The organism is Actinosynnema sp. NPDC023587, assembly GCF_040640215.1.
In the GTDB taxonomy this organism is placed as follows: Bacteria; Actinomycetota; Actinomycetes; order Mycobacteriales; family Pseudonocardiaceae; genus Actinosynnema.
In genome coordinates this window covers 100,957-126,892 of the sequence record NZ_JBFABG010000001.1, presented here as the reverse complement: position 1 = coordinate 126,892, position 25,936 = coordinate 100,957, and the positions used below count along the sequence as shown (strand labels likewise).

Here is a 25,936-nt window from a genome sequence, read left to right as displayed (position 1 = left end):
CCAATGGCGCTGCCCGACCGCGTCTGGCGTGAGCGGCTCCGCTGTCCGCCTGCCGGCCGTGGTCGTCCGGGGGCGAGAGTCGGGGGATGGGCGGGCGCGGTAATCGGCGAGCGCGGGTCCGGGGTGGGGACGTAAGGTGGAGGGGAGCACCCCTCCGGTGGGCACAAGGTCCCGGGCAGGGGTCTGTCCTCGTTGCTTGGGAGCCACGCAATGCCCCAGCCCGGCCCGTTGTCCGGCCTGCTGACCGCTGTTCTGTCCGACAAGGCGCTCAGCGCCCTCCTCGACTCCGTCGGGTCACCCTCCCTCGAACTGGAGGGGGCTCCCGCTGCCCGGCCGCTCGTCGCGGCGGCGTTGGCGCGCAAGGCCCCCGTGCTGGCGGTCACCGCCACCGGGCGGGAGGCCGACGACCTCACGAACGTGCTGCGCGACCTGCTCGGGCCCGACGCGGTGACGATCTTCCCCAGTTGGGAGACGCTGCCGCACGAGCGGCTCTCGCCGCGTGCCGACACGGTGGGCGCTCGGCTCCAGGTCCTGCGGCGGCTCCGGCATCCGGAGGGGAATCCGCTCCAGGTCGTCGTGGCCACCATCCGCAGCGTCATCCAGCCCATGGCTCCCGGGCTGGGGGACCTCACGCCCGTGGACCTGGTGGTGGGCACCGAGTACGACTTCGACCGGTTGCTGCACGACCTCGCCGAATTGGCCTACACGCGGGTCGACATGGTGGAGAAGCGCGGGGAGTTCGCGGTTCGGGGTGGGATTCTCGACGTTTTCCCGCCCACCGCCGAACACCCGTTGCGGGTGGAGTTCTGGGGCGACGAGGTTTCCGAGATCCGGCCTTTCTCCGTCGCCGACCAGCGGTCGTTGCCGCAGGTGGTGGAGAAGTTCACGGCTCCGCCCTGCCGGGAGCTGCTGCTGACCGCGCAGGTCCGGGAACGGGCCGCCGCGCTGGCCGCCGAGCACCAGAACGACGCGCAGTTGGTCGAGATGCTCGACAAGCTCGCCGGCGGAATTCCGTCCGAGGGGATGGAGGCGCTGATCCCGGCGTTGTGCGAGGGGGAGTTGCAGCTCCTCACCGACGTGGTGCCGGACGGGACGCACGTCGTGCTCAACGACCCGGAGAAGATCCGGGCCCGCGCGCACGACCTGGTGCGCACCGGGCAGGAGTTCCTGGAAGCCTCCTGGACGGCCGCCGCCGGCGGCGGGAAGGCCCCGATCGACCTGGGGGCCTCGGCCTACCGGAGCCTGGCCGAGGTCGCCGAGGCGGCGAAGGCCGAGGGCCGGCCGTGGTGGACGTTCAGCCAGCTCACCACCGAGAGCTCGCACGTGGTGCGGCTGGAGTTCAAGCACGTCGAGGCGTACCAGGGCGACATCGAGCGGGCGTTCGCGGACCTGCGGGCCCACACGGTGTCCGGTGGCACGGCTGTGCTCGTCGTCCCCGGAGCGGGCACGGCCCACCGGGCGGTCGAGCAGCTCAAGGACGCCGACGTGTCGGCGGTGTGCGTGGAGGTGCTGGGCGAAGCGCCCGCCACCGGGACGGTCACGGTGGTGAGGGGCGCGCTGGAGGACGGTTTCGCGCTGCCCGACCTCGCCCTGGTGGTGCTCACCGAGACGGACCTGACCGGCGGTCGGCACGGGACGTCCACGAAGGACATGCGGCGGATGCCGTCCAAGCGGCGCAACTCCGTCGACCCGCTGGCGCTCCGGCCCGGTGACTTCGTGGTGCACGAGCAGCACGGCATCGGCAAGTACGTGGAGATGGTGCAGCGGACCGTCGCCGGGGCGACCCGCGAGTACCTGGTGCTGGAGTACGGGTCGTCCAAGCGCGGCCAGCCCGGTGACCGCCTGTTCGTGCCCACCGACCAGCTCGACGAGGTGTCGCGGTACGTCGGCGGCGAGCTGCCCACGCTGAACAAGCTCGGCGGCAGCGACTGGAAGAACACCAAGGCCAAGGCGCGCAAGGCGGTCAAGCAGATCGCGGCCGAGCTGGTCCAGCTCTACGCCGCGAGGCAGGCCGCGCCCGGCCACGCGTTCGCCGCCGACACGCCGTGGCAGCGCGAGCTGGAGGACGCGTTCCCGTTCACCGAGACGCTGGACCAGATGGCGGCCATCGACGAGGTCAAGACCGACATGGAGCGCACGGTCCCGATGGACCGGGTCATCTGCGGCGACGTCGGCTACGGCAAGACCGAGATCGCGGTGCGCGCGGCGTTCAAGGCCGTGCAGGACGGCAAGCAGGTGGTGGTGCTGGTGCCGACCACGCTGCTCGCCCAGCAGCACCTCAACACCTTCGCCGAGCGGATGCGCGCGTTCCCGGTCAACGTCAAGGGGCTCTCGCGGTTCACCGACGCGCAGGAGGCCGAGCAGACCCTCCTGGGGCTCGCCGACGGCGAGGTGGACATCGTGATCGGCACCCACCGGCTGTTGCAGAAGGGCTTGCGCTACAAGGACCTCGGCCTGGTCATCGTGGACGAGGAGCAGCGCTTCGGCGTCGAGCACAAGGAGCACATCAAGGCGCTGCGCACGCACGTCGACGTGCTCACCATGTCCGCCACGCCCATCCCGCGCACCCTGGAGATGTCGCTCGCGGGCATCCGCGAGATGTCGACCATCCTCACCCCGCCCGAGGAGCGCCACCCGATCCTGACCTACGTCGGCGGTTACGACGAGAAGCAGGTGGGCGCGGCGATCCGGCGCGAGCTGCTGCGCGACGGCCAGGTCTTCTACGTGCACAACCGGGTGTCGTCGATCGAGCGGGCCGCCCGCAAGATCCGGGACCTGGTCCCCGAGGCCCGGGTGATCACCGCGCACGGCCAGATGAACGAGGACAAGCTGGAGAAGATCATCCAGGGGTTCTGGGAGAACGAGTACGACGTGCTGGTCTGCACGACGATCGTGGAGACCGGCCTGGACATCTCCAACGCCAACACGCTCATCGTGGAGCGCGGCGACATGCTCGGCCTGTCCCAGCTCCACCAGTTGCGCGGGCGCGTCGGCCGGGGCCGGGAACGCGGGTACGCCTACTTCCTCTACCCGCCGGAGGCACCGCTCACCGAGACCGCGCACGACCGGCTCGCCACGATCGCGCAGAACACCGAGCTCGGCGCGGGCATGGCGGTCGCGATGAAGGACCTGGAGATCCGGGGCGCGGGCAACATCCTCGGCGCGGAGCAGTCCGGGCACATCGCGGGCGTCGGGTTCGACCTGTACGTGCGGCTGGTCGGCGAGGCCGTCGAGGCGTTCCGCCGGCACTCGGGCGCGGAGACCGAGGGCGAGGAGGACCTGGCCGACGTCCGCGTCGACCTCCCGGTGGACGCCCACATCCCGCACGACTACGTGCCCGGCGAGCGGCTGCGCCTGGAGGCCTACCGGAAGATCGCGGCGGCCGGCGACGCGGCGGCGCTCCAGGCCGTGTGGGACGAGCTCAAGGACCGCTACGGCACCCCGCCGCTGCCGGTCGAGCGGCTGCTCGCGGTCGCCCGGTTCCGCCAGGCGTGCCGGGCGCACGGCGTGACCGAGGTGATCGTCCAGGGTCCGACCATCCGGTTCGCCCCGCTGGAGCTGCGGGACTCGCAACTCGTCCGGCTGCGCCGGCTGCACCCGAAGGCGGTGTACAAGCAGGTCGCGCACACGGTCAGCGTGCCTAGGCCGACCGAGGGAGCGGCGGGCGGCCGGATGGGCGCACCGCAGTTGCGGGACCAGGAGCTGCTGGATTGGTGCGAGCGCTTCCTGGGATCTTTGGCGGGTACTCCCGTGAGCGGCGTCACGGGGACGTGAGAAGGTAGCTCCTGTGAGGACTGTGCAGAGGCGCTTCACCCTGGTCGGCGCGGCCGTCGCACTGCTGGTGGCGGGCTGCGGCAGCGGCCCGAGCCAGGTGGGCTCGGCCGCGATCGTCGGCGACACCGTGATCCCGCTCGAACAGGTCCAGCAGCGCCTGGACACCGTGCTCCAGAAGGAGCCGGAGGCCCAGAAGCTGCACGAACAGCGCAAGCTCGACCAGGTGTCCCGCCAGTTGGTGACCCTGGGCGTGCAGCACGAGCTGATCGAGCGGGCCGCGCAGCGCGAGGGCGTGACGGTGTCCGAAGAGGCCGTGACGGAGTCCGTGGAGAACGCGGGCGGCGCGGAAGCCGCCTCGCAGAACACGGTCTACGACGCCGCCTCGTTCCGCGAGCGGGCCAAGGACCAGCTACTGCTGGTCGAGCTGGCGCGCAAGTACGTGGACCGGATGGAAGTCACCTTCGACTACTTCTTCACCAAGGACGGCAAGGACGCGGTCGCGAAGGCCAAGCAGGTCGCGGCCGACCCCCGGCTGATGGCCGAGTTCGTCCGCTCCGGCCCGAAGGGCGCGGGGGGCCAGCAGCTCGCGAAGGTGGGGCAGAAGGTCAAGTCGGCCGACTCGCCGCAGGCCGCCGGCTCGCCGCTGTTCGGCGTCGAGCCCGGCACGGTCGTGGCGTTCGCGCCGGACCCCGGCAGCGCGCAGTGGCTCGTCGCCCACGTGACCGCTCGCGACGACGACGCGAAGAGCGGCAGCGACTCGTCCACCGAGCAGCTCACGCCCCAGTTGTTGGAGCAGATCGGGTTGCGGCTGGTGCAGCGGCTCGCGGGCGAGCCCGCGATCAAGGTCAACCCGCGCTACGGCGTGTGGGACGCGACGGCGATCGCACTGGCCCCGCGCGACGAGGAGCTGACCGGCTTCCAGGCCACCGCCCGGCAGACCAAGCCGTGAGTGCGGTGGACCCCGTTCCGGCCACCACCGTCGTACTGCTCGGCCCCAGTTCCTCGGTGCTGCCCGCCGCCGCGTTGCCCGCTCTGCGGGGCGCGGCGGCGGTGTTCGCCTCGGCGGAGCTGGACGCGGCCTACTGGGGTGAGCTGGGCGTCGTGCCGGTGGGGGACGTCCCGGTGGGCGCGGTCGACGGTGCCGTCGTGTACCTGACCACCGCGCTGGACGCGTACGCCGCCGAGCTGGTCGACGCCGGCGCGGTCGTGGTGCGGAACCCGGCCGGGACGGCCTTGGTGGACGCCGTCGCGGTGATGGACCGGCTGCGGTCGCCGGGCGGGTGCCCGTGGGACGCGGAGCAGGACCACAAGTCGTTGCGCCAGTACCTCGTGGAGGAGACCTACGAGCTGCTGGAGGCGATCGAGGACGGTGACCGGGGCGCGTTGCGCGAAGAGCTCGGCGACGTGCTGCTCCAGGTGCTGTTCCACTCGCGGATCGCGAGCGAGGACGTCGAGCCGTTCGGGGTCGACGAGGTGGCCGGCGACCTGGTGCGCAAGCTGGTCGGGCGGCACCCCCACGTGTTCGAGGGGAACGACCCGGCGGTGCGCGACGCCGCCTCCCAGCAGCACCGGTGGGAAGAGCTGAAGCAGGTCGAGAAGCAGCGGGAGTCCAGCCTGGACGGGGTCGCCGCCGGGCAGCCCGCCGTGGCGCTGGCCGGGAAGCTGGTCCAGCGGGTGGCGCGGGCCGGGTTGCCGGTGGAGCTGCTGCCCGACGGGGACGGCGCGGGGGTCACGCTGTTCGTGGTGGCCGCGCTGGCGAAGCTCGCGGGCGAGGACCCGGAGACCGAACTGCGCGCGGTGGCGCGGACGTTCGAGGGCCGGGTGCGCGAAGCCGAACGGGCCGCGCGCGCGGCGGGCGTCGAGCGGCTGAGCGCCGACGACTGGCGCACCTACTGGCCGGCGTGAGCGTTTTCGAGGTCCTGTAGGGCTTGCGCGCCCAGGTCGAGGAACCGGCGCAGCGCCGCCGGCGTGGCGACGATCTCGAACTCGGGCAGGTTGCCGATCGCGAGCAGCACCTCGGTGGGGTCGGAGCGGTACTCGATCTTGGTCTCTTCTTCGATGCGGACCCAGGACTGCATCTCCGCGCGGGGCTTCGGCATGCTCTCTCCTCTGCTCTGGTATTACCTAGAACGCTATGGGATTCCCTGGGAAAACGCGATTACCCGGTTGGGTGACGTCGTAGGCTGATCGACATGGAGAGCAACGCACGGGCTCGAACGCTGGGCGCGGAGCTGCGCGACCTGCGCAAGGCCAAGCGGGTGAGCCTGGTCGAACTCGGTGCCCGGGTGGGGCTCGACAAGAACACCATCAGCCGGAACGAGCGCGGCGAGCGGATCGCCGGGGAGACCGAGGTGGCCTCCATCCTCGGCGCGCTGGGTGTGGTGGGTGCGAAGCGCCGCGAACTGCTCCACCTGGCCCGGGAGACGGCGAAGTCGAGCTGGTTGGAGACGGCGGCGGGCCTGCCGTCGCAGCACAAGGCGTTGATGGAGTACGAGCGGGTCGCCACCTCGATCGTGGACGTCACGGCGTTGCTCGTCCCGGGGTTGCTCCAGACTGCCGCCTACGCGCGCGCCGTGATGACCGAAGGAGGTGTGGCGACCTCGGAGATCGAGTCGCTGGTCGAACTCCGGCTCGGTCGGCAGAGCGTGCTGACTCGTGCGGATCCGGTGCCGTACCTGGCGATCATCGACGAATTCGTGCTGCTCCGCCCGGTCGGCGGTCGCGCGGTGATGGCAGCGCAGGCGCGTCATCTGCTCGACGTGGCGCGCCGGCCCAATGTGACGATTCGCGTCATTCCCCGGGAGCGCGGGTACCACCTGGGTCTGTTCGGGGCGTTCATCATGCTCGAATCGGCGCGGACGACGCCGGTGGTGCACTTGGAGCACCTGCGCTCGGGGGTGTTCCTCTACAAGCGGCAGGACGTCCGGGCGTACGAAGACATCAAGCCGGCCTTGATGGCCGCGACGGTCGGTCCGGAGGACTCGGTGGGCCTGATCGCCAGGTGTGCCGAGGAGATGGAAGGGCGGATGACGTGACGACCTGGCGAAAAGCGAGTCGGAGCAACACCACCTCGAATTGCGTGGAGGTGGCGCGATCGGTCGGGGTGGTGGCGGTGCGGGATTCGAAGAACCCCGACGGGCCGGTGCTTCGGTTCCCGATGGATTCCGCCGGGAGTTTCCTCGATCGGCTCAAGCAAGCGTGAGGCCGGCGGTCGGGGTGTCGCGCTAACGTCGATCACGTGACCGACGCCTACCTCCGCTACCCCCACCTGCACGGCGACCTGGTGACCTTCGTGGCCGAGGACGACGTGTGGCTGGCTCCGCTCGCCGGCGGCCGGGCCTGGCGGGTGACCGCCGACCGCGCGCCGGCGTCCGCGCCCCGCTTCGACCCCTCCGGCTCGCTCCTGGCCTGGGCCTGCCGCCGGGACGGCGCGCCCGAAGTGCACGTCGCCCCCGTCGCCGGCGGGGAGTCGACCCGGCTGACCTTCTGGGGCAGCGCGTCCACCGGCGTCCGGGGCTGGACGCCCGCCGGCGAGGTCGTCGCCGTCACCACCGCCGGCGAGGCGACCCGCAACCGGCGGTGGGCGCACGCCGTCCCGACCGACGGCGGGCCGCCGCGCCGCCTGCCCTACGGCTGGGTCGGCGACGTCGCGCACGGCCCGTCGAACGAGGTCGTCGTGACCTCCGCGTACGGCAAGGACCCCGCCTACTGGAAGCGCTACCGGGGCGGGTCGGCCGGTCGGCTGTGGGTCGACACGACCGGCGACCGCGAGTTCACCCGCATCCTGCCCGGACTGACCTCCTCCCTGCACGCGCCGATGTGGGTCTCCGGCCGGATCGCGTTCCTGTCCGACCACGAGGGCGTGGGGAGCGTCTACTCCTGCCTGCCCGACGGGTCCGACCTGCGCCGGCACACCGAGCAGGAGTTCTTCGCCCGCGCCGCGACCACCGACGGCTCCCGGGTGGTCTACCAGCACGCCGGCGACCTCTGGCTGCTCGACTCGCTCGACGCCCGACCGCGTCGGCTCGACGTCGTGCTGGGCGGTCCGCGCACGGCGGCGCGGCCCCGGCCGGTGAGCTCCCGCCCCGACGACTTCCACCCGGACCGGACGGGCCGGGCCGGCGTGGTCGAGGTGCGCGGGACCGTGCACTGGGTGACCCACCGGGACGGGCCGGCGCGGGCGCTCGCCGAGACGCCCGGCGTGCGGGCCCGGCTGCCCCGGGTCGTGGGTGACGGCGTGGTCTGGGTGACCGACGCCGAGGGCGAGGAGGGGCTGGAGTTCGCGCCCGCCGGCGGGGTCGTGCCGGGCGACGCGCCGCGCCGGGTCGCGGTCGGCAAGCTCGGCCGGGTGCTCGAACTGGTCCCGTCGCCGGACGGCCGGCGGCTCGCGGTCGCCACGCACCACGGCCGCCTCCTGCTGGTCGAGGTGGAGTCCGGCGAGGTCCGCGAGGTGGTCCGGGAGGCCGACCCGCACGTCACCGACCTGGCCTTCTCGGCCGACTCGAACTGGCTGGCGTGGTCGCACCCGGGGCCGGGTCCGCTGCGGCACATCAAGATGACCAACACCACCGACCTGTCCGTGGTCGACGTGACGCCGCTGCGCTTCGCCGACTACTCGCCGGCGTTCACCGAGGACGGGCGCTACCTGGCGTTCCTCTCCCTGCGGACGTTCGACCCGGTGTACGACGCGCACGTGTTCGACCTGTCGTTCCCGACCGGCTGCCGGCCGTTCCTGCTGCCGCTCGCGGCGACCACGCCGTCGCCGTTCGACCCGCTCCGGCTCGGCCGCCCGGTGGGCGACGACGACAAGGACAAGGACAAGGACGACGAGAACCCGATCACCGTCGTGGACCTGGACGGCCTGGCGGACCGGGTGGTCCCGGTGCCGGTGGCCGCAGCGGGCTACGCGGGTCTGACCACCGCGAAGGGCGGCCTGCTCTGGCTGCGCAGCCCGCTGCGCGGGGTCCTGGGCGACAACCTGGCGACGCCGTCGGCGCGTCCGCCGCGAGCGGTCCTGGAGCGCTTCGACCTCACCAGGTGCCGGACCGAGGTGCTGGTGGACGGGGTGGACGCGTACGAGGTGACCGGCGACGGCCAGCGGATCGTCCTCCAAGACGGCGGCGACCTGCGGGTGGTGCCCGCCGACCGGAAGGTCGACGCGGAGGACTCCGACTCGGTGGACGTGGACCTGTCCCGGGTCCGGGTCGTGGTGGACCGGGCCGCCGAGTGGCGGCAGTCCTACGCCGAGGCGGGCCGGCTGATGCGGGACCTGTTCTGGCGCGCGGACATGGGCGGCGTGGACTGGTCGGGCGTGCTGGACCGGTACCGGCCGCTGGTGGACCGGCTGGGCGCGTACTCGGACCTGGTCGACCTGCTCTGGGAGGTGCAGGGCGAGCTGGGCACCTCGCACGCCTACGTCGTGCCGGCTCCCGGTGCGCCGGGTCACCCGATCGGCCTGCTCGGCGCGGACCTGGCGCGCGACGAGTCGGGCGCGTGGCGGGTGGCGCGGGTGATCCCGGGCGAGACGTCCGACCCGGACGCGCGGTCGCCGCTGGCCGCGCCGGGGGTGGCGGTGCGCGCGGGCGACGCGATCGTGGCCGTGGACGGCCGTCGGGTCGACGAGCTGACCGGGCCCGCGCCGCTGCTGGTCGGCACGGCCGGCAAGCCGGTGGAGCTGACCGTGCGCCCCGGTGGCGGCGGCGAGCCCCGCCGGGTGGTGGTCGTCCCGCTGGAGGACGACGAGCCGTTGCGCTACCACGCGTGGGTGGCCGACCGGCGGGCGCGGACGCACGAGCTGTCCGGCGGGCGCGTGGGCTACCTGCACGTGCCGGACATGATGGGCAACGGGTGGGCGCAGTTGCACCGCGACCTGCGGGTGGAGCTCGCGCGCGACGCCGTGGTGCTGGACGTGCGGGAGAACGGCGGCGGGCACACGTCGCAGCTCGTGGTGGAGAAGCTGGCGCGCAAGATCATCGGGTGGCAGGTCGCGCGCGGCTACTCGACCTACGAGAGCTACCCGCAGGACGCGCCGCGCGGGCCCGTGGTGGCGATCGCGGACGAGTTCGCCGGGTCGGACGGCGACATCGTGAACGTGGCCATCAAGGAGATGGGCATCGGGCCGGTGGTCGGCACCCGCACGTGGGGCGGTGTGGTCGGCATCGACTTCCAGTTCGACCTGGTGGACGGGACGGTGGTGACCCAGCCCCGGTACGCGCTGTGGTTCGCGCGGCACGGGTGGGGCGTGGAGAACCACGGCGTCGACCCGGACGTCGAGGTGGTGATGACGCCGCAGGACCGCGTGGCGGGCCGGGACCCGCAGTTGGAGACGGCCGTGCGGATGGCGCTGGAGTCGCTGGAGGGGCGGCCGGCGTTCACCCCGCCGGCGATCCCGCCCCTCGGCTGATTTCCCCTGTCCGTGCGGCACGGCGGTGGTCGCGACCGACACCCCCGACCCGGTCACAGGTGGCACGCGGAATCGGGTCGGGGGTTCTGCGGGTCGTCGTGAACCGCCACGCGGTGGCCGTGGGTGCGTGACGGCGTGCTCGACCTGCCGGCGGTGGCCGTGGGTGGCGCGCTGGTCCTGGTGGTGACGTTCGGTCAGCCGCCGGACGAGGGCGCGCCGCCGTTGCGGCAGGGGTGCGTGGAGGTGACCGCCCGGCGAAGCCCGGGAAGTCCACAAAGGATGGACGGCTCCGCCCGCGACGACGGCACCCCTCGAACCGTCGTCGCCGTCATCAGGACGTCGTCGGTGGTGTCCGGCCGACGACGTCCACGACCTGGACCGCCGGCAGCGGCTCGTCGGCGAGGTACGGCGGGGCGGGCTCGTACTGGATCGCGTCGCGCACCGCCCGCGCGTGGTCGCGGCCGTGCAGCCGGCCGACCAGCCACAGCGCGCAGTCGATCCCGGCGGACACGCCCTGGCTGGTGAGCAGGTCGCCGTCCACCACGTACCGGGCGTTCCGGACCACGGTCACGTCCCCGAGCGCGGCCAGCTCGTCCTCGTGGTCCCGGTGCGTGGCCACCCGGCGTCCGCGCGCCGGGCCGGCGGCGTGCAGCAGGAACGCCCCGGTGCACACGCCGACCGTCCACGTCGCGCGCGCCGACGTCTTCGCGATCCACCCGGTGACCACCGGGTTGCCCGGTTCGGTCAGCCGCGCACCCGCGCCACCGGGTACCAGCAGCACGTCCAGCGGCGGGTGGTCGTCCAGCGGGTGGTCCGGCAGCACCCTCATGCCCTTGGCGCACCGGACCGGGCCGGTGTCCTCCGCGAGGAGCACGGCGGTGTCCCGTGGCGCGGTGCCGTCCCGCGCGCGCAGCGCGGCGGAGGCGGTGAACACCTCCCACGGTCCGACGAAGTCGAGTTCCTCGGCGCGGTCGAAGATCAGCAGTCCGTAGGTGGTCATGAGTCCTTCTCGACGGCGGATGAGCGGAACCGCTCGCGGTAGTCCGAGGGCGCGACGCCCAGGTTGCGGTGGAACGCGCGGCGCATGGTCTCGGCGGTGCCGAACCCGCAGCGGTGGGCGACCGCGTCGAGCGGGTCGCCGCTCTCCGCGAGCGCGCGTTGCGCGGCCTCCAGGTGCACCCGTTGCACGTAGGTCGCGGGCGGGGTGCCGAGCTCGGCGGTGAACCGGCGTTGCAGGTGGCGGGGGCTCAGCCGGGCGTGCCGGGCCAGGTCGTCGAGCGCGTGCCGGCCGCCGGGGTTCGCGTGGATGGCGGCCACCGCCGCGCGCACCGGGTCGGTGGCCGGCGGGTTCGCGCTCAGGGCGGCGCTGAACTGGGCCTGGCCGCCCGGCCGGCGCAGGTACATCACCAGTTGGCGGGCCACCTCGTGCGCGACCTGGCGGCCGTGGTCGTCCTCCACCAGGGCGAGCGCGAGGTCCATGCCGGCGGTGACCCCGGCCGACGTCCAGACCCGGCCGTCCCGGATGAAGATCGGGTCCGCGTCGACGTGCACGGCCGGGTGCCGTTCGGCGAGCTCCCGCGCGCGGCCCCAGTGCGTGGTGGCCCGGCGGCCGTCCAGCAGGCCGACCTCGGCCAGCAGGAACGCGCCGCTGCACACGGACGCGACCCGCCGGGCGTGTGCGGCGGTGGCGCTGAGCCACCCGGTCAGCGCGGTGTTGCCCACGGCCTGGTCGACGCCCCGCCCGCCGGCGACCACGATGGTGTCGACGCCGTTCGGCGGCACGTCGGCGACGCCGTGCGAGGCGTGCACCGGCAGCCCGCTGCGCGACCCGACCAGGCCCGCCTCGGGGGCGACCACGACCACTTCGTAGTCGCCGGTCAGCCGGCCGGCCTGCTGGAAGACCTCGTACGGGCCAACCAGGTCGAGCGACTGGAAGCCCTCGTAGATCACGAACCCGACGCGTCTTCGTTCCACGGCTCAAGCGTTGGGCAGGCCGTGCGTGGCGTCAACGACAGGCACCCCACGGATCGCGACATCCGTCAGGCGGGCGGTGGCAGCGGTGCAGTTGTGTCCTTTGTGGATATCGGGAGTCGTTGCTTTTTGTCACACCGTGTTCACGGAGGGTTGATGCCGGTGAGTGGGAACAGGCCCGCCAGAAGGTGCTGACATGTCGCTTGGCCTGCGGGTTCAGGTCTGGTTGTCGTCTACTCCGGATTGTTTCGGCGGTGAGCACGTAGCCTGGGTCCCGTGGTCGTCCCGCCGACAGAGAAAACGACACCGACCCCGCCTCCGCGCGGGCGCGTCGGCAACCTCGTCGGCCGTCTCGCCCTGGTCGCGCTCCTGCTCGCGGTGGTCGCCGGCGGCGCGTGGGCGCTGAGCGTGGTCAACCGCCGCGAGGTGCAGGCCACCGACCCGCCGTTCCCGGTGCCCTTCCAGCAGGTCGAACCCGGCTCCGCCGTGCCCGGCTCGGCGGGTCCCGTGCCGCCGCAGGCGTCGGTGACCCGGGAGACCACGGCGGCCGAGCCGCTCACCGTTTGGGCGGTGGGGCTGTCGTCGAAGATCGACGTCCCGGCGCGGGCCCTGCGCGCGTACGCCACCGCCGACCTGATCATGCGGTCCGACCAGCCCTCGTGCCGCATCTCGTGGGCGACGCTGGCGGGCATCGGGCGCGTCGAGTCGCACCACGGCACCATCGGCGGCCTGCGGCTGGGCGAGGACGGGCGGCCGTCCAAGCCGATCATCGGCATCCCGCTGGACGGCAGTCCGGGCGTGAAGGCCATCCAGGACACCGACGGCGGTGTCCTGGACCAGGACACCACGTGGGACCGCGCGGTCGGCCCCATGCAGTTCATCCCGACCACGTGGGCCCGGTTCGCGGTCCGCGCCAACGGCGACGGCAACCCGCCCGACCCGCAGAACATCGACGACGCGGCGCTCGCGGCGGCCCGGTACCTGTGCTCGGAGGGGCGCGACCTGGCCACCGGCGAGGGCTGGTGGGAGGCCGTGCTGGCGTACAACCGCTCCGTCGAGTACGGCCAGAACGTGTACAGCGGCGCGGACGCCTTCGCCCGCGCCAGCCAGGGCTAGACCCGAGCGGGGCACGCCGGCGCGCTACGGCCGGTCGCGTTCCACCGCCAGCCGGGCGCTGACCTCGCCCACCGCCTCCTGGTACTCGGGCGTCGGGTTCATCGCCGCCGCCATCCGCAACTGCGCCAGCGCCTCGGGCAACCGGCTCTGCCGTTGCAGCGTGCGGCCCAGGGCGAACCGGGCGTAGTAGTCGCTGGGATCGAGCTCCACGACCTTGCGGAACGCCTCTTCGGCGCGCTTGAGCTGGGCCGAGCCCAGGTAGGCGCGGCCCGCGAGCAACTGGACGCTCGGCTGGTCCGGTTCGGCGTCGAGCACTGCTCGGAGCTCGCGCAGCGCCTCCAGCGGACGGCGTTCCGCGAGCAGCGCCTCGGCTCGGCGGAACGCCTCGAAGGTGCTGTCGGTCATGGTCCGATCAACGCTACCTCCGCGACCGGCCGTTCATCAGCAGCCGACCGGATGACGGGGCGGTTCACCAGTCGGAGATCAACCTCTCCAGCACCGGCTTGATCGACTCGGGTTGCTCCACGTGGGGGTTGTGCCCGACGCCGGCCAGCACCATTCCACCCGGTTGCGCGGCGAGCAGGTCCTCCGGCCGGGCCAGCGGGTCGTCCCCGCCGGTGGCCAGCAGCGCGGGCACCTTCGCGACCGACAGCAGCCCGGCGACGTCCGGCGCGCCCACCCCGAACGCGGCCGGGTCGAGGGCCGCGCGCCAGCCCGCCGGCGTCCGGATCACGCCGTGCGCCACCGGCACGCCGGCCAGCCTGGCCGCCCACTCGGCGGCTTCTCCCGACGTCGGGTACAGCCGCGCGGGTTTGGCGGCGAGCGCGGCGGCGCGGGCCAGCTCCTCCTCCGACCAGCGCACCTTCACCCCCACGCCGGCGACCGACCGGACGTCCACCCCGAACCAGCCGCTGGCCAGCGTCAACGCCACCACGCCGCCCAGCGAGTGCCCGAGCACCGCGACCGGTCCGGGCGGGACGACGTTCGCGACGGCCGTCGCGAACGCGCCGAACGAGTACCGGTCGAGCGCCGCCGACCGGCCGTGCCCCGGCAGGTCCACCGCCAGCCACGACCCCGGCCACAGGTCCGCCACGCCCCGCCACACCTCGCCGGTCCCGCCCAGGCCGTGCAGGAGGACCAGGAGCGGCCCGTCGCCGCCGCGCTCCACGTGAACCACGCCAGATCCTCCTCTGCCCGGGGATGCCGGGATCATCCTCGACCCCGACGCGGGCACCCGAGGCGTGCCACACCAGGCACTCACCCGGTTGCGCGACCCGGCCACGCCTCGCGGCGAGGTGCCCGCGCCGGGTCCGACCGGGGTCGTGGGGTGCCGAAGGGGTCCGGCGCGGGTGACTTCCGCAACGGGGTCGAGGGCTTCGGGGGCCGGCACCAACTAGGCTCGTCACCGATACAGAGATGGTCTGATGAGGGAGCGTCACGTGGCGGTCATCGAGCAGGTCGGCGCACGCGAGATCCTGGACTCGCGAGGCAACCCCACCGTCGAGGTGGAGGTGGCGTTGGACGACGGCACGCTGGAGCGCGCCGCCGTGCCGTCCGGCGCGTCGACGGGTGAGCACGAGGCGGTCGAGCTCCGCGACGGCGACCCCAAGCGCTACCTGGGCAAGGGTGTCGAGCGGGCGGTCACCGCCGTGCTCGACGAGATCGGTCCCGAACTGGTCGGCATCGAAGCCGTCGAGCAGCGGGTGGTGGACCAGAAGCTGGTGGACCTGGACGGCACGCCGGACAAGTCCCGGCTGGGCGCGAACGCCATCCTCGGCGTGTCGCTGGCCGTGGCGAAGGCGGCGGCGGCGTCCTCCGGCCTGGAGCTGTTCCGGTACGTCGGCGGGCCGAACGCGCACGTGCTGCCGGTGCCGATGCTGAACATCCTCAACGGCGGCGCGCACGCCGACACCGAGGTGGACGTCCAGGAGTTCATGATCGCGCCGATCGGCGCGGAGTCCTTCCGCGAGGCCCTGCGCTGGGGCGCGGAGGTGTACCACTCGCTCAAGTCGGTGCTGAAGTCCAAGGGCCTGTCCACCGGGCTGGGCGACGAGGGCGGGTTCGCCCCCGCGCTGGCCAGCAACCGCGACGCGCTGGACCTGATCCTGCTGGCGATCGAGAAGGCCGGCTACCAGCCGGGCCGGCAGATCGCGCTGGCGCTGGACGTGGCCGCCACCGAGTTCCACGACGACGGCGCGTACACGTTCGAGAAGCAGAAGCGCAGCGCCGAGCAGATGACCGCCTACTACGCCGAGCTGGTCCGGGACTACCCGCTGGTGTCCATCGAGGACCCGCTGTCCGAGGACGACTGGGACGGCTGGGTGCGGCTGACCGCCGAGCTGGGCGAGAAGGTGCAGATCGTCGGCGACGACCTGTTCGTGACCAACCCGGAGCGGCTGGAGGAGGGCATCTCCCGCCGGGCGGCGAACGCGCTGCTGGTGAAGGTCAACCAGATCGGCACGCTGTCGGAGACGCTGGACGCGGTCGCGCTGGCCACCTCGTACGGCTACAAGTCGATGATGTCGCACCGGTCCGGCGAGACCGAGGACACCACCATCGCCGACCTGGCGGTGGCGACCGGTGCGGGCCAGATCAAGACCGGTGCGCCCGCGCGCGGCGAGCGCACCGCGAAGTACAACCAGCTCCTCCGGATCGAGGAGGCCCTGGGCGACGCGGCGCGCTACGCGGGCGACCTGGCCTTCCCGCGGTACACGCCGGAAAGCTGATGGCGGATCGGGAACGGGGCTCCCGGCGCGGCGGCAAGGCCGCGTCGGGGTCCCGCCCTGACCGCTCCCGGGCGGCCCGGTCCACCCGGGCCTCCCGGACCGAGGGGGACCGCGCGGCCGGGTCGGGCGCGCGGGCCGCGAGCACGAGCGGCGGCGGCAAGGTCCGGTTCGGCCTGGGCGAGTCGCGGCGCGGTTCCCGCTCGGCCCGGTCGGCGCGGCTGGCCGAGCAGGCGCGCGCCACCCAGGCGGCGCGGGCGGCGCGGGCCGCGCGACCCCAGTCCCGGGCGCGGACCCGGGAGGGCACCGGCGGCGCGTTCGGCATGACCGGCACCCGGCGGGCCGCCCTGCTGGCGATGGTGGTGTGCGCGCTGGCGCTGAGCATCGCCGTGCCGCTGCGGACCTACCTGGCCCAGCGCGAGGAGCTGCGCGGCGTCACGGCGTCCCAGGAGACGCTGCGCGCCGAGGTCGGCCAACTGGAACAGCGCAAGCGCGAGCTGGCGGACCCCGCGCACCTGGAGGCGGAGGCGCGCCGCCGGCTGCACTACGTGCGGCCCGGCGAGACGCCCTACGTCGTGCAGCTCCCCGGCGACGCGCAGCGCACACCCGAAGACGAGCGGCCGGCCGCTGCGCCGGCGGCGGACAAGGCTTGGTACGAACAGTTGTGGGATTCGGTGGCGGCGCGATGACGGTCAGCGACGAGGACAGGGCGGTCGTCGCCGAGCAGCTCGGACGCGCCCCGCGCGGCATGCGGGAGGTGGCGGCGCGCTGTCCGGGCGGGCACCCGGCGGTCGTGCAGACCAGCCCGCGCCTGGAGGACGGCACGCCGTTCCCGACGCTCTACTACCTGACCTGCTCGCGGCTCAACTCCTACGTCAGCCGGCTGGAAGGTGCCGGGCTGATGAAGGAGATGACCGATCGGCTGGCGACGGATGAACAGTTGGCGGCGCGCTACCGCTCGGCCCACGAGTCGTACTTGGCTGAGCGGGACGCGATCGAACCGCTGGGCACGACGGTCACCGCAGGCGGCATGCCGGACCGGGTGAAGTGCCTCCACGTCCACGTGGCGCACTCGTTGGCCGCCGGGCCCGGGGTGAACCCGTTCGGCGACGAGGCGCTGGAGCTGCTCGCGCAGTGGTGGCCCAGCGGCGACTGCGCGTCAAAGGTGAAGAACTGACCTTACGGGCAGTTCTTTGGACACAGAAGCACGTGCGACCGTGACAGGGCTGAGCGGATCGGGCAGGCTGGGTCCGTGGGCTGAAGCGGTATTCGCCGAGGAGTGGAGTTCGGGGCTGTGCCGAAGCGACGGGGACGCATGCGGAAGGCGACAAGACGGCCGACCCTGACGCCGCGCCAATGGGGGCTGGCGGCGACGGCGACGTGCGCGCTGCTCGCGCCCACCCTGCTGCACTCGGCGGCCGGTTTCGACTGGGTGAACGTGGCCGCCCACTCCGGCATCGAGGCGATGCCTCCCGGTGCGGGCGACGTGCTCGGCACGATGCGGTTGCAGGACTCCGGCGCGCTGGGCGTGAACGGCAGGCTGCCCGAGACCGACGAGCTGAGCGCGGCGCTGCTCGCCGACGCCGACGACCCGTCCTCCTTCGGTGACGACCTCCCGTTCGACGGCGCGGACCCGGACCTGGTGGCCGGGCAGCTCGGCATCCCCGGCGTGATGCTGGACGCGTACATGAAGGCCGCCGACCGGCTGGCCACCACCACGCCGGGCTGCAACCTGCACTGGTCGCTGCTGGCGGGCATCGGCCGGATCGAGTCCGGGCACGCGCGCGGCGGCCGGGTGGACGGCCGGGGCAACACGGTCAACCCGATCCTGGGCCCGGTGCTCGACGGCGGTCCGGGCATGGCCGCGATCCACGACACCGACGGCGGCCGGTTCGACTACGACCGGACGTGGGACCGCGCGGTCGGCCCGATGCAGTTCATCCCCTCCACGTGGGCCGGTTTCGCCGCCGACGGCAACGACGACGGCGAGTCGAACCCGAACAACGTCTACGACGCGACGGCCGGTGCGGGCAACTACCTGTGCTCCGACGGCGGCGACCTGACCAACCCGGAGGAGCGGGCCAAGGCGGTGTTCCGCTACAACCGCTCCGACGAGTACGTCAAGACGGTCCTGTTCTGGGCCGACGCGTACGCCGACGGCGTGAGCCCGCTGCCCAGCCTGCCCGGTTCGGACGACGACTTCCTGCCGCCGGAGGACGACGAGCCGTGGGAGGGGCCGAACCCGCCGGACAACGGCACCGGCACCACGCCGCCGTCGTCCACGACGAACCCCGCGTCGAACCCGACGACGACCACGACGACGACCACGTCCACCTCGTCCACCACGACGACGACCACGACGCGGACGTCGATCACGTGGGTGCCACCGTTGTCGTCGACCACGTCTTCGACCACGACCACGGTTCCGACCACGACCACGTCGGCGACCAGCACCACGACGACGACCACGACGACGACCTGCGACACCCCGGCTCCGACGACCACGACGACCACGGTTCCGACCACCACGTCGGTCCCGCCGACGTGCACGACGGTCACCACCGCGACGGTGACGTCCGCGTCCGCTCCGGCCGGTGACCCGTCGGCCGGGACCGGCGGTACGTCGGCTTCGGCGGCCGGTTACGTCCCGCACCCCACGTCGTCCCTGAAGCCCGTGTAGCTCCGGTCCCCCCACGGCCCCGCCACCACCCGGTGGCGGGGCCGTCGGCGTTCCCGGGCCGGCTCGTCCGGTACCGGTGACCTCGCCGGACATCGCGGGCGGACCTTCGGGCGGCGGCGCGGTGCGGCTCGCGTAACTTCTGTCGCGGCGGCGTCGGGCCGTCGGCGAACGGAGGGGCGACATGGGCCGCGTGGCCGCTATCGACTGCGGGACCAACTCGATCCGCCTGCTGGTGGCCGACGTGACGGTGGCCGACGACGGGTCGCGGTGGCTGCGCGACGTGCACCGGGAGATGCGGGTCGTCCGGCTGGGCGCGGGGGTCGACGCGACCGGCGTGCTCAACGCCGAGGCGTTGCGGCGGACCCGCCAGGCGCTCGCCGAGTACGCGAACGTCCTGCGCCGCAAGGGGGCCGAGCGGGTCCGGATGGTGGCCACCTCGGCCACCCGGGACGCCCGGAACCGGGACGAGTTCTTCGACATGACCCGCGCCGTGCTGGGCGTCGAGGCCGAGGTGATCACCGGGGACGAGGAGGCGCGGCTGTCGTTCACCGGCGCTGTCGCGGACCTGGACGGCGCGGAGGGCCCCTTCCTGGTGTCCGACGTGGGCGGCGGGTCCACGGAGCTCGTGCTGGGCTCCTGGGACGGCGTGCGGGCCGACGTGACCGCCGCGCGGTCGGTGGACGTCGGCTGCGTGCGGCTGACCGAGCGCTGCCTGCACGACGACCCGCCGACCGGGGCGCAGGTGGAGAAGGCCGTCGCGGTGGCCACCGAGGTGCTGGGCGAGGCGTTCGCCGCCGTGCCCACGGCCGAGGCCGCCACGTGGATCGGTGTCGCCGGCACGGTCACCACGCTGGTGGCGCTGGCCAAGGAGCTGCCCGCCTACGACTCCGCCGAGATCCACCTGTCCCGGCTGTCCCTGGACCAGATCCGGGAGCTCACCTCGCGGCTGCTCACGATGGGCCACGACGAGAGGGCCGCGCTCGGGCCGATGCACCCGGGACGGGTGGACGTGATCAGCGGCGGGGCGCTGGTGGTGCGGACGCTGGCGGAGCACCTGGCGACCCACGGCGTGCGCGAGCTGGTGGCCAGTGAGCACGACATCCTCGACGGGATCGCGTTCTCGCTGGTCTGATCGCGAGTCGATCTTCCTACCCCGGACGAGTGTCAACTGGCATCGTTCGTGACTGGGTTGTAACCGCGTCACCCACGTGGCGTGCACCACTGTCCGATTAGCGTCCTCTGACACGCTGCGAGAGCGGTCAACTCTGCTCGGTTACCCCCGAACAGGTGGGAGGACGCATGTCACGTGCACGTTTAGTTCCGGTGGCTGTCGCGGCTGCACTGATCGCGACCGGCTGCGGGACCCCGGAGACGGACGCCGGCGGGTCCGACACCGAGGCCGGCATCAGCATCTTCAACACCGAGCCGGAGAACCCGCTGGTGCCCGGCAACACCACCGAGGTCGGCGGCAGCCGCGTGCTCGACGCGCTGTTCACCGGTCTGGTGGAGTACCGCAACGAGGACGCCCAGCCGGTGAACGCCATGGCCGAGTCGATCGAGACCTCGGACTCGAAGCTGTTCACCGTCAAGATCAAGTCCGGGTGGAAGTTCCACGACGGCACCGCGGTCACCTCGAAGAGCTTCGTGGACGCGTGGAACTGGACCGCCTACGGCCCGAACGCCACGCAGGGCGGGAGCTTCTTCTCCCAGATCGAGGGCTACCAGGACGTCAACCCGAAGGACCCGGACGGTCCCGAGGGCCCGGAGCCGGCACCCGCACCCAAGGCGGAGAAGCTGTCCGGCCTGGAGGTCGTGGACGACACCACCTTCACCATCACGCTCTCCGAGCCGTTCGCGGTGTTCCCGGTGACCATCGGCTACGAGGTGTTCGCACCGCTGCCGGAGGCGTTCTTCAAGGACCGCGCGGCGTTCGAGGCCAACCCGATCGGCAACGGCCCGTTCAAGTTCGTCTCGCGCTCGGTCGGCACCGAGATCAAGCTGACCCGCAACGACGACTACACCGGCGACGACAAGCCGAAGTTCAAGGACCTCACGCTGAAGGTCTACCAGAGCCGTGAGTCGGCCTACGCCGACCTGGTGGCGAACAACCTGGACTTCATGGAGGAACTGCCGCCCAACGCGCTGGCGGGCCAGAAGTACGAGACGGACCTGGGTGACCGGGTCGTCACGCGGGAGACGCTGAACAACCAGACGATCGCGCTCCCGTTCTACACCGCGCCCTACGACAACGTGTCGCTGCGGCGCGCGCTGTCCATGGCGATCAACCGCGAGGAGATCACCCAGCGGATCTTCGAGGGGACGCGCCAGCCCGCGGACGGCTGGGTGCACCCGTTGATGAAGGGCTACCAGCCCGGCCAGTGCGGCGAGTACTGCGAGTTCAACCCGCTGAAGGCCAAGGAGGAGTTCGCGAAGTCGGGCTACACCGGGGAGATCGTCCTGCTGTCGAACACCGACGGCGGGCACCAGGAGTGGGCCGAGGCGGTGGCGAACAGCATCAAGAACACCCTGGGGGTCGAGGCGCGGTTCGTGCCGACGACCAGCTTCGGCGAGTTCCGGCAGAAGGTGAACGCGCACGAGATGACCGGCATGTACCGGTCGGGCTGGATCGCCGACTACCCGTCGATCGAGAACTGGCTGACGCCGCTGTTCCGCACCGGCGCGTCGTCCAACGACGGGCTGTACTCGAACCCGAAGTTCGACGCGAAGCTCGCCGAGGCGGACAAGGCCGCCAGCGAGGAGGACGCCATCCGGCTCTACCTGGAGGCGGAGAAGATGCTGGCGGAGGACATGCCGACGATCCCGCTGTGGACGCAGAAGACCATCGCGGGCAAGTCGAACCGGCTGAAGGTCGCGAACCTGCACCCGTTCCGCAAGCTCGACCTCGACTCGGTGGAAGTGGCCTAGCACTCCGGTACCCAGGGCCGGCCCGCCGGACCGCGGGCCGGCCCCCCGCCGCTGAAAGAGCGTGACATGGGTTTCTATCTGCTGCGCAGGCTCCTCCAGATGGTGCCGGTGTTCCTCGGGACGACCTTCCTGATCTACGTCATGGTGTGGAAGATCCCGGGAGACCAGTTCGCGGGCAAGTGCGGCGAGCGGGACTGCCCGCCGGCCTACATCGCGGCCATGCGCGAGAAGTTCCACCTCGACGACCCCCTGTGGCTCCAGTACGCGAAGTACCTGGGGAACGTGGTGCGGGGCGACTTCGGCGAGACCTCGTCCGGTGTCCAGGTGCTCCAGCAGGTCGGTGCCACCTTCCCGGTGACCCTCCGGCTCGCCCTGGTGGCGCTGCTGATCGAGGCGGTCATCGGGATCACCGCGGGTGTGGTGAGCGGGTTGCGCAACCGGGGTTTCCTGGACAGCCTCGTGCTCGTCTCCACCCTGTTCCTGATCTCCATCCCGGTGTTCGTCACCGGGTACGTGGTGCAGCTCGTGTTCGGGCTCCAGCTCGGCTGGATCGCGCCGACCGTCTCGACACCGACGTGGGGCAACCTGCTCGTGCCCGGTTTCGTGCTGGCGTCGCTGTCGATGGCCTACGTGGCGCGGCTCTCCCGGGCGAGCATCTCGGAGAACCGGCGCGCGGACTACGTGCGCACCGCGCTGGCCAAGGGGCTGCCGCAGAGCCGGGTGGTGGGCGTGCACCTGCTGCGCAACTCGCTGATCCCGGTGATCACCTTCCTGGGCACCGACCTGGGGGCGTTCCTGGGTGGCGCGATCGTCACCGAGGGCATCTTCAACGTGCCCGGCGTGGGCGGGCTGGTGTTCCGCTCGGTCCTGACCAAGGACGGCGCGATGGTGACCGGTGTGGTCACCGTCCTGGTGCTGGTCTACCTGCTGATGACGCTGCTGGTGGACCTGCTCTACGCCGTGCTCGACCCGAGGATCCGCTATGACTGAGCAAATCACCGTGCTGGCGCTGGACAAACCGCGCGGGCTGTTCGGGGACGCGTGGCACTCGCTGCGGTCCCGGCCGGTGTTCTGGGTGTCGTCGGCGGTCATCCTGCTGATGGTGCTGATGGCGCTGTTCCCGTCCCTGTTCGCCCCCGGCGACCCGGACGCGGCGGTGCTCTCCCGCAGCAGGCGGGGACCGTCGGCCGACGCGTGGTTCGGCTACGACAACCAGGGCTACGACATCTACACCCGGGTCGTCCACGGCACGCGGGCGTCCATCGTGGTCGGGCTGCTGGCCACGCTCGGCGTGGTGCTGGTCGGTTCCGCGATCGGCATCATGGCCGGGTACTACGGCAGGTGGCTGGACGCGATCGTGTCGCGGATCGCCGACATCTTCGTCGGGGTGCCGTTCGTGCTGGGCGCGATCGTGATCCTGACGACGTTGAACGCGAAGGAGCTGGACGTCGGGCCGGTGCGGATCGTGGCGCAGGTGGTGCTGTCGATCGCCGTGCTGTCGTGGCCGGTGGCGATGCGGATCATGCGGGCCACGGCCATCGCGGCCAAGCAGCAGGACTACGTGAAGGCCGCGCGGGCGCTGGGCGCGTCACCGCGCCGGATCATCACCAAGCACATGCTGCCCAACTGCGTCGCGCCCGTGCTGGTCTACTCGACGATCGCGCTCGGCGCGTTCATCGGGGCCGAGGCGACCCTGTCCTACCTCGGCATCGGCCTGCGGCAGCCCGTGGTGTCCTGGGGCGTGCTGATCAACAGCGCCACCAAGTACGTGCGGGTCGCGCCGCACTCCCTGCTCTTCCCGGCGGGTTTCCTGACCGCGACCGTGCTCGCGTTCGTCATGCTGGGCGACGCGGTGCGCGAGGCCCTCGATCCCAAACTGCGGTAGGAGGACTTGGTGACGGCCTTGTTGGAGGTCGAGGACCTGCACGTGGAGTTCCGCACGCGGGACGGGATCGCGCGGGTGCTCAACGGCGTGGGCTACCACGTCGACGTAGGTGAAACCGTCGCGGTGCTGGGGGAATCGGGGTCCGGCAAGAGCGTGACGGCGCAGGCGGTCATGGGCATCCTCGACACGCCGCCCGCGTTCGTCACGCGGGGCTCGGTGCGCTTCCACGGCGAGGAGCTGCTGACGGCGTCCGCGGAACGGCGGCGGGCGGTGCGCGGCGCGGGTGTCGCGATGATCTTCCAGGACGCGCTGTCCGCGCTGAACCCGGTGTTCACGGTCGGGTTCCAAATCGAGGAGCAGTTGCGGACGCGGCGCGGGATGAGCCGGTCCGAGGCGCGGGCGCGGGCGATCGAGCTGCTCGACCTGGTGCGGATACCGCACGCCCGGCAACGGGTCCGGGAGTACCCGCACCAGTTCTCCGGCGGGATGCGGCAGCGCGCGATGATCGCGATGTCGCTGGCGCTGGACCCGGAGGTGCTGATCGCGGACGAGCCGACCACCGCGCTGGACGTCACCGTGCAGGCCCAGATCATGGACCTGCTCGCGGAGATCCAGCGCGAGCGGCACATGGGCCTGGTCCTGATCACGCACGACCTGGGCGTGGTCGCGGAGGTGGCCGACCGGATCGTGGTGATGTACGCGGGCCGGATCGTGGAGCAGGCCGACGCGCTGTCGCTGTTCCGCTCGCCCGGCCACCCGTACACGGAGGCGTTGATGAAGTCGTTGCCGCGCCTGGACGCCAAGGGCACCGTGCTGGACACCATCAAGGGGCTGCCGCCGAGCCTGCTGCGAATCCCGCCCGGGTGCCCGTTCCACCCGCGCTGCCCCCGCGCGCGGGACGTGTGCGCGGTGGACGTCCCGGCACCGGTGAGCCTCGGCCTCGGTCGGATCAGCGCGTGCCACTTCGCGGAAGAGGTGCTCCATGGTTAAGCACGCCGGGCCGGACCCGACGCCGCCGGACCCCTCGGCGCTGCTGGAGGTGCGGCACCTGGTGAAGCACTTCCCGGTGACCAGGGGCGTGCTGTTCAGGAGGGCCGTCGGCCAGGTGCGCGCGGTGGACGGGGTGTCGTTCACCCTGGCCGCCGGCGAGACGCTGGGCGTGGTGGGCGAGTCCGGCTGCGGCAAGTCGACGCTCGCCCAGGTGCTGATGCTGCTCGAACCGCCCACGGCGGGGACGGCGTACTTCGAGGGCCGGTCGATGTTCGAGATGCGCGGCGGCGCGTTGCGGGCGTTGCGGCGCGACATGCAGATCGTGTTGCAGGACCCGTACACGTCGCTGAACCCGCGGATGACGGTCGGCGACATCGTCGGCGAGCCGTTCGAGATCCACCCCGAGGTCGCGCCGAAGGGCTCGCGGGCGGCGAAGGTCCGCGACCTGCTCGACGTGGTGGGCCTGAACCCGGAGCACATCAACCGCTACCCGCACCAGTTCTCCGGCGGGCAGCGGCAGCGGGTCGGGATCGCGCGGGCGCTGGCGCTGCGGCCCAAGGTGATCGTGTGCGACGAGCCGGTGTCCGCGCTGGACGTGTCGATCCAGGCGCAGGTGATGAACCTGTTGCGGGAGTTGCAGTCCGAGTTCGGGCTGGCCTACGTGTTCATCGCGCACGACCTGTCGGTGGTGCGGCACCTGTCGGACCGGGTGGCGGTGATGTACCTGGGCAAGATCGTCGAGATCGGCACCGAGGACGAGATCTACCGGCACCCCACCCACCCCTACACCCAGGCGCTGCTGTCCGCCGTGCCGGTCGCCGACCCGGCGCTGCGCGGGCAGCGGGACGTGATCCGGCTGACCGGCGACGTGCCGTCGCCGATCGACCCGCCCTCGGGGTGCCGGTTCCGGACCCGGTGCTGGAAGGCTCAGGACCTGTGCGCCCAGCGGGAACCGGAGCTGGTCGACCGGGGTGGCCACCTGAGCGCCTGCCACTTCGCCGAACAACGATCCGTCGTGCCCTGATCCGCGGCGGACCGACGAGAGGACACCCGATGACCGACCCCACCGCGCTCCGCGCCGCCGCCGAGGCCGGGGACGTCGAGGCGATGGTCGAGCTGGCCCTGCTGCTGGAGGAGGACCTGACCGGCGAGGAGGACGAGGACGAGCTCCAGGACGAGGTCGGCGGCTGGCTGAGCCGCGCGGCGGCGGCGGGCCACGCGCGGGGCGTCGCCGAGTTCGGCTCGTTCCTGTGGCACGTCTGGAAGGACGAGGAAGCGGCCCTGCCGTGGCTGCAACGGGCGGCCGACGCCGGCCAGGCGGACGCGATGGCGGTGCTGGGCGACGTCTACGACTTCCTCGGCGACATCGCCCTGGCCAAGCGCTGGTACCAGGCGGCGGCGGACCTGGGCGACTCGCACGCCCAGGACAACCTCGCCGCGCTCGACCGCCTCACCGGCTGACGAGTCCC

Annotated in this window: 23 protein-coding genes; 18 read left to right on the top strand and 5 right to left on the bottom strand. The window is 72.3% G+C overall.

What is annotated here, in order from left to right:
• Positions 1 to 210: 210 nt before the first annotated feature.
• The 3 genes from mfd to AB0G01_RS00605 are packed head-to-tail and all read left to right on the top strand — an operon-like array spanning position 211 to position 5,679.
• On the top strand, positions 211 to 3,774 hold the full coding sequence (gene mfd / locus AB0G01_RS00615) for a transcription-repair coupling factor (protein WP_360937855.1): 3,564 nt from the start codon (positions 211 to 213) through the stop codon (positions 3,772 to 3,774).
• A gap of 13 nt (positions 3,775 to 3,787) precedes the next feature.
• The gene (locus AB0G01_RS00610; protein WP_360937852.1) at positions 3,788 to 4,723 is read left to right on the top strand and encodes a SurA N-terminal domain-containing protein; all 936 of its coding nucleotides are present in this window, start codon (positions 3,788 to 3,790) and stop codon (positions 4,721 to 4,723) included.
• A gap of 5 nt (positions 4,724 to 4,728) precedes the next feature.
• Positions 4,729 to 5,679, top strand: coding sequence for a MazG family protein (locus tag AB0G01_RS00605; RefSeq protein ID WP_360937849.1), 951 nt, complete (start codon positions 4,729 to 4,731; stop codon positions 5,677 to 5,679).
• On the opposite strand, the gene AB0G01_RS00600 is transcribed toward AB0G01_RS00605, so the two are convergent.
• The gene (locus tag AB0G01_RS00600) at positions 5,664 to 5,873 is read right to left on the bottom strand and encodes a hypothetical protein (RefSeq protein WP_360937846.1); all 210 of its coding nucleotides are present in this window, start codon (positions 5,871 to 5,873) and stop codon (positions 5,664 to 5,666) included. The genes AB0G01_RS00605 and AB0G01_RS00600 overlap by 16 nt on opposite strands.
• 93 nt (positions 5,874 to 5,966) lie before the next feature.
• On the opposite strand from AB0G01_RS00600, the gene AB0G01_RS00595 reads away from it, so the two are divergent.
• Genes AB0G01_RS00595 through AB0G01_RS00585 form a run of 3 tightly spaced genes read left to right on the top strand, consistent with a single transcriptional unit; the run spans position 5,967 to position 10,177 of the window.
• On the top strand, positions 5,967 to 6,809 hold the full coding sequence (locus AB0G01_RS00595; protein WP_360937843.1) for a helix-turn-helix transcriptional regulator: 843 nt from the start codon (positions 5,967 to 5,969) through the stop codon (positions 6,807 to 6,809).
• The gene (locus AB0G01_RS00590; protein WP_360937840.1) at positions 6,806 to 6,976 is read left to right on the top strand and encodes a DUF397 domain-containing protein; all 171 of its coding nucleotides are present in this window, start codon (positions 6,806 to 6,808) and stop codon (positions 6,974 to 6,976) included. Before AB0G01_RS00595 ends, AB0G01_RS00590 begins: the two co-directional genes overlap by 4 nt.
• A gap of 36 nt (positions 6,977 to 7,012) precedes the next feature.
• Positions 7,013 to 10,177, top strand: coding sequence for a PDZ domain-containing protein (locus AB0G01_RS00585; RefSeq protein WP_360937837.1), 3,165 nt, complete (start codon positions 7,013 to 7,015; stop codon positions 10,175 to 10,177).
• Positions 10,178 to 10,508: 331 nt separating this feature from the next.
• Here AB0G01_RS00585 and AB0G01_RS00580 read toward each other — a convergent pair whose 3' ends face one another.
• Together AB0G01_RS00580 and AB0G01_RS00575 are read right to left on the bottom strand one after the other, a co-directional pair.
• Complete coding sequence (locus AB0G01_RS00580) at positions 10,509 to 11,177, bottom strand: DJ-1/PfpI family protein (RefSeq protein ID WP_360937834.1); 669 nt, start codon at positions 11,175 to 11,177, stop codon at positions 10,509 to 10,511.
• Positions 11,174 to 12,151, bottom strand: a complete 978-nt coding sequence (locus AB0G01_RS00575) for a GlxA family transcriptional regulator (protein ID WP_360937831.1) — start codon at positions 12,149 to 12,151, stop codon at positions 11,174 to 11,176. The genes AB0G01_RS00580 and AB0G01_RS00575 overlap by 4 nt, the downstream gene beginning before the upstream one ends.
• 273 nt (positions 12,152 to 12,424) lie before the next feature.
• On the opposite strand from AB0G01_RS00575, the gene AB0G01_RS00570 reads away from it, so the two are divergent.
• A complete protein-coding gene (locus tag AB0G01_RS00570) occupies positions 12,425 to 13,264 on the top strand; it encodes a lytic murein transglycosylase (RefSeq protein WP_360937828.1) in 840 nt (279 codons plus the stop codon).
• A 24-nt stretch (positions 13,265 to 13,288) separates the two neighbouring features.
• Here the strand turns inward: AB0G01_RS00570 and AB0G01_RS00565 are convergent, their stop codons facing one another.
• Positions 13,289 to 13,669 (bottom strand): tetratricopeptide repeat protein, encoded by a 381-nt coding sequence (locus tag AB0G01_RS00565; protein WP_360937825.1) that lies wholly within the window; start codon positions 13,667 to 13,669, stop codon positions 13,289 to 13,291.
• A 64-nt stretch (positions 13,670 to 13,733) separates the two neighbouring features.
• Complete coding sequence (locus tag AB0G01_RS00560; RefSeq protein ID WP_360937822.1) at positions 13,734 to 14,441, bottom strand: alpha/beta fold hydrolase; 708 nt, start codon at positions 14,439 to 14,441, stop codon at positions 13,734 to 13,736.
• Positions 14,442 to 14,703: 262 nt separating this feature from the next.
• Here AB0G01_RS00560 and eno point away from each other — a divergent pair, with 262 nt between their 5' ends.
• The 11 genes from eno to AB0G01_RS00505 all read left to right on the top strand — a co-directional run bounded on the left by eno (position 14,704) and on the right by AB0G01_RS00505 (position 25,928).
• A complete protein-coding gene (gene eno, locus AB0G01_RS00555; protein ID WP_360939815.1) occupies positions 14,704 to 15,990 on the top strand; it encodes a phosphopyruvate hydratase in 1,287 nt (428 codons plus the stop codon).
• Positions 15,990 to 16,676 (top strand): septum formation initiator family protein, encoded by a 687-nt coding sequence (locus AB0G01_RS00550; protein WP_360937819.1) that lies wholly within the window; start codon positions 15,990 to 15,992, stop codon positions 16,674 to 16,676. Before eno ends, AB0G01_RS00550 begins: the two co-directional genes overlap by 1 nt.
• Complete coding sequence (locus AB0G01_RS00545; RefSeq protein ID WP_360937816.1) at positions 16,673 to 17,164, top strand: DUF501 domain-containing protein; 492 nt, start codon at positions 16,673 to 16,675, stop codon at positions 17,162 to 17,164. The genes AB0G01_RS00550 and AB0G01_RS00545 overlap by 4 nt, the downstream gene beginning before the upstream one ends.
• Before the next feature lie 138 nt (positions 17,165 to 17,302).
• Positions 17,303 to 18,667 carry a lytic murein transglycosylase gene (locus tag AB0G01_RS00540; RefSeq protein WP_360937813.1) on the top strand — a complete coding sequence of 455 codons (1,365 nt, stop codon included), beginning with the start codon at positions 17,303 to 17,305 and terminating at the stop codon, positions 18,665 to 18,667.
• 181 nt (positions 18,668 to 18,848) lie between these two features.
• Complete coding sequence (locus tag AB0G01_RS00535) at positions 18,849 to 19,799, top strand: Ppx/GppA phosphatase family protein (RefSeq protein ID WP_360937810.1); 951 nt, start codon at positions 18,849 to 18,851, stop codon at positions 19,797 to 19,799.
• Between the two features lie 191 nt (positions 19,800 to 19,990).
• Positions 19,991 to 21,592, top strand: a complete 1,602-nt coding sequence (locus AB0G01_RS00530; RefSeq protein WP_360937807.1) for an ABC transporter substrate-binding protein — start codon at positions 19,991 to 19,993, stop codon at positions 21,590 to 21,592.
• A 66-nt stretch (positions 21,593 to 21,658) separates the two neighbouring features.
• A complete protein-coding gene (locus tag AB0G01_RS00525) occupies positions 21,659 to 22,582 on the top strand; it encodes an ABC transporter permease (RefSeq protein ID WP_360937804.1) in 924 nt (307 codons plus the stop codon).
• A complete protein-coding gene (locus AB0G01_RS00520; protein WP_360937801.1) occupies positions 22,575 to 23,477 on the top strand; it encodes an ABC transporter permease in 903 nt (300 codons plus the stop codon). The genes AB0G01_RS00525 and AB0G01_RS00520 overlap by 8 nt, the downstream gene beginning before the upstream one ends.
• Before the next feature lie 9 nt (positions 23,478 to 23,486).
• A complete protein-coding gene (locus AB0G01_RS00515; RefSeq protein WP_360937798.1) occupies positions 23,487 to 24,467 on the top strand; it encodes an ABC transporter ATP-binding protein in 981 nt (326 codons plus the stop codon).
• Positions 24,460 to 25,491, top strand: a complete 1,032-nt coding sequence (locus AB0G01_RS00510; protein ID WP_360937795.1) for a dipeptide ABC transporter ATP-binding protein — start codon at positions 24,460 to 24,462, stop codon at positions 25,489 to 25,491. Before AB0G01_RS00515 ends, AB0G01_RS00510 begins: the two co-directional genes overlap by 8 nt.
• Positions 25,492 to 25,520: 29 nt before the next feature.
• A complete protein-coding gene (locus tag AB0G01_RS00505; RefSeq protein ID WP_360937792.1) occupies positions 25,521 to 25,928 on the top strand; it encodes a hypothetical protein in 408 nt (135 codons plus the stop codon).
• Positions 25,929 to 25,936: the final 8 nt, after the last annotated feature.

What these genes read in the sequence shown, in the direction of transcription:
- mfd (WP_360937855.1), top strand. Translation starts at nt 211, where the DNA reads ATGCCCCAGCCCGGCCCGTTGTCCGGCCTGCTGACCGCTGTTCTGTCC.
- AB0G01_RS00600 (WP_360937846.1), bottom strand. Translation starts at nt 5,873, where the DNA reads ATGCCGAAGCCCCGCGCGGAGATGCAGTCCTGGGTCCGCATCGAAGAA.
- AB0G01_RS00595 (WP_360937843.1), top strand. Translation starts at nt 5,967, where the DNA reads ATGGAGAGCAACGCACGGGCTCGAACGCTGGGCGCGGAGCTGCGCGAC.
- AB0G01_RS00580 (WP_360937834.1), bottom strand. Translation starts at nt 11,177, where the DNA reads ATGACCACCTACGGACTGCTGATCTTCGACCGCGCCGAGGAACTCGAC.
- AB0G01_RS00565 (WP_360937825.1), bottom strand. Translation starts at nt 13,669, where the DNA reads ATGACCGACAGCACCTTCGAGGCGTTCCGCCGAGCCGAGGCGCTGCTC.
- AB0G01_RS00550 (WP_360937819.1), top strand. Translation starts at nt 15,990, where the DNA reads ATGGCGGATCGGGAACGGGGCTCCCGGCGCGGCGGCAAGGCCGCGTCG.
- AB0G01_RS00545 (WP_360937816.1), top strand. Translation starts at nt 16,673, where the DNA reads ATGACGGTCAGCGACGAGGACAGGGCGGTCGTCGCCGAGCAGCTCGGA.
- AB0G01_RS00540 (WP_360937813.1), top strand. Translation starts at nt 17,303, where the DNA reads ATGCGGAAGGCGACAAGACGGCCGACCCTGACGCCGCGCCAATGGGGG.
- AB0G01_RS00535 (WP_360937810.1), top strand. Translation starts at nt 18,849, where the DNA reads ATGGGCCGCGTGGCCGCTATCGACTGCGGGACCAACTCGATCCGCCTG.
- AB0G01_RS00525 (WP_360937804.1), top strand. Translation starts at nt 21,659, where the DNA reads ATGGGTTTCTATCTGCTGCGCAGGCTCCTCCAGATGGTGCCGGTGTTC.
- AB0G01_RS00520 (WP_360937801.1), top strand. Translation starts at nt 22,575, where the DNA reads ATGACTGAGCAAATCACCGTGCTGGCGCTGGACAAACCGCGCGGGCTG.
- AB0G01_RS00510 (WP_360937795.1), top strand. Translation starts at nt 24,460, where the DNA reads ATGGTTAAGCACGCCGGGCCGGACCCGACGCCGCCGGACCCCTCGGCG.
- AB0G01_RS00505 (WP_360937792.1), top strand. Translation starts at nt 25,521, where the DNA reads ATGACCGACCCCACCGCGCTCCGCGCCGCCGCCGAGGCCGGGGACGTC.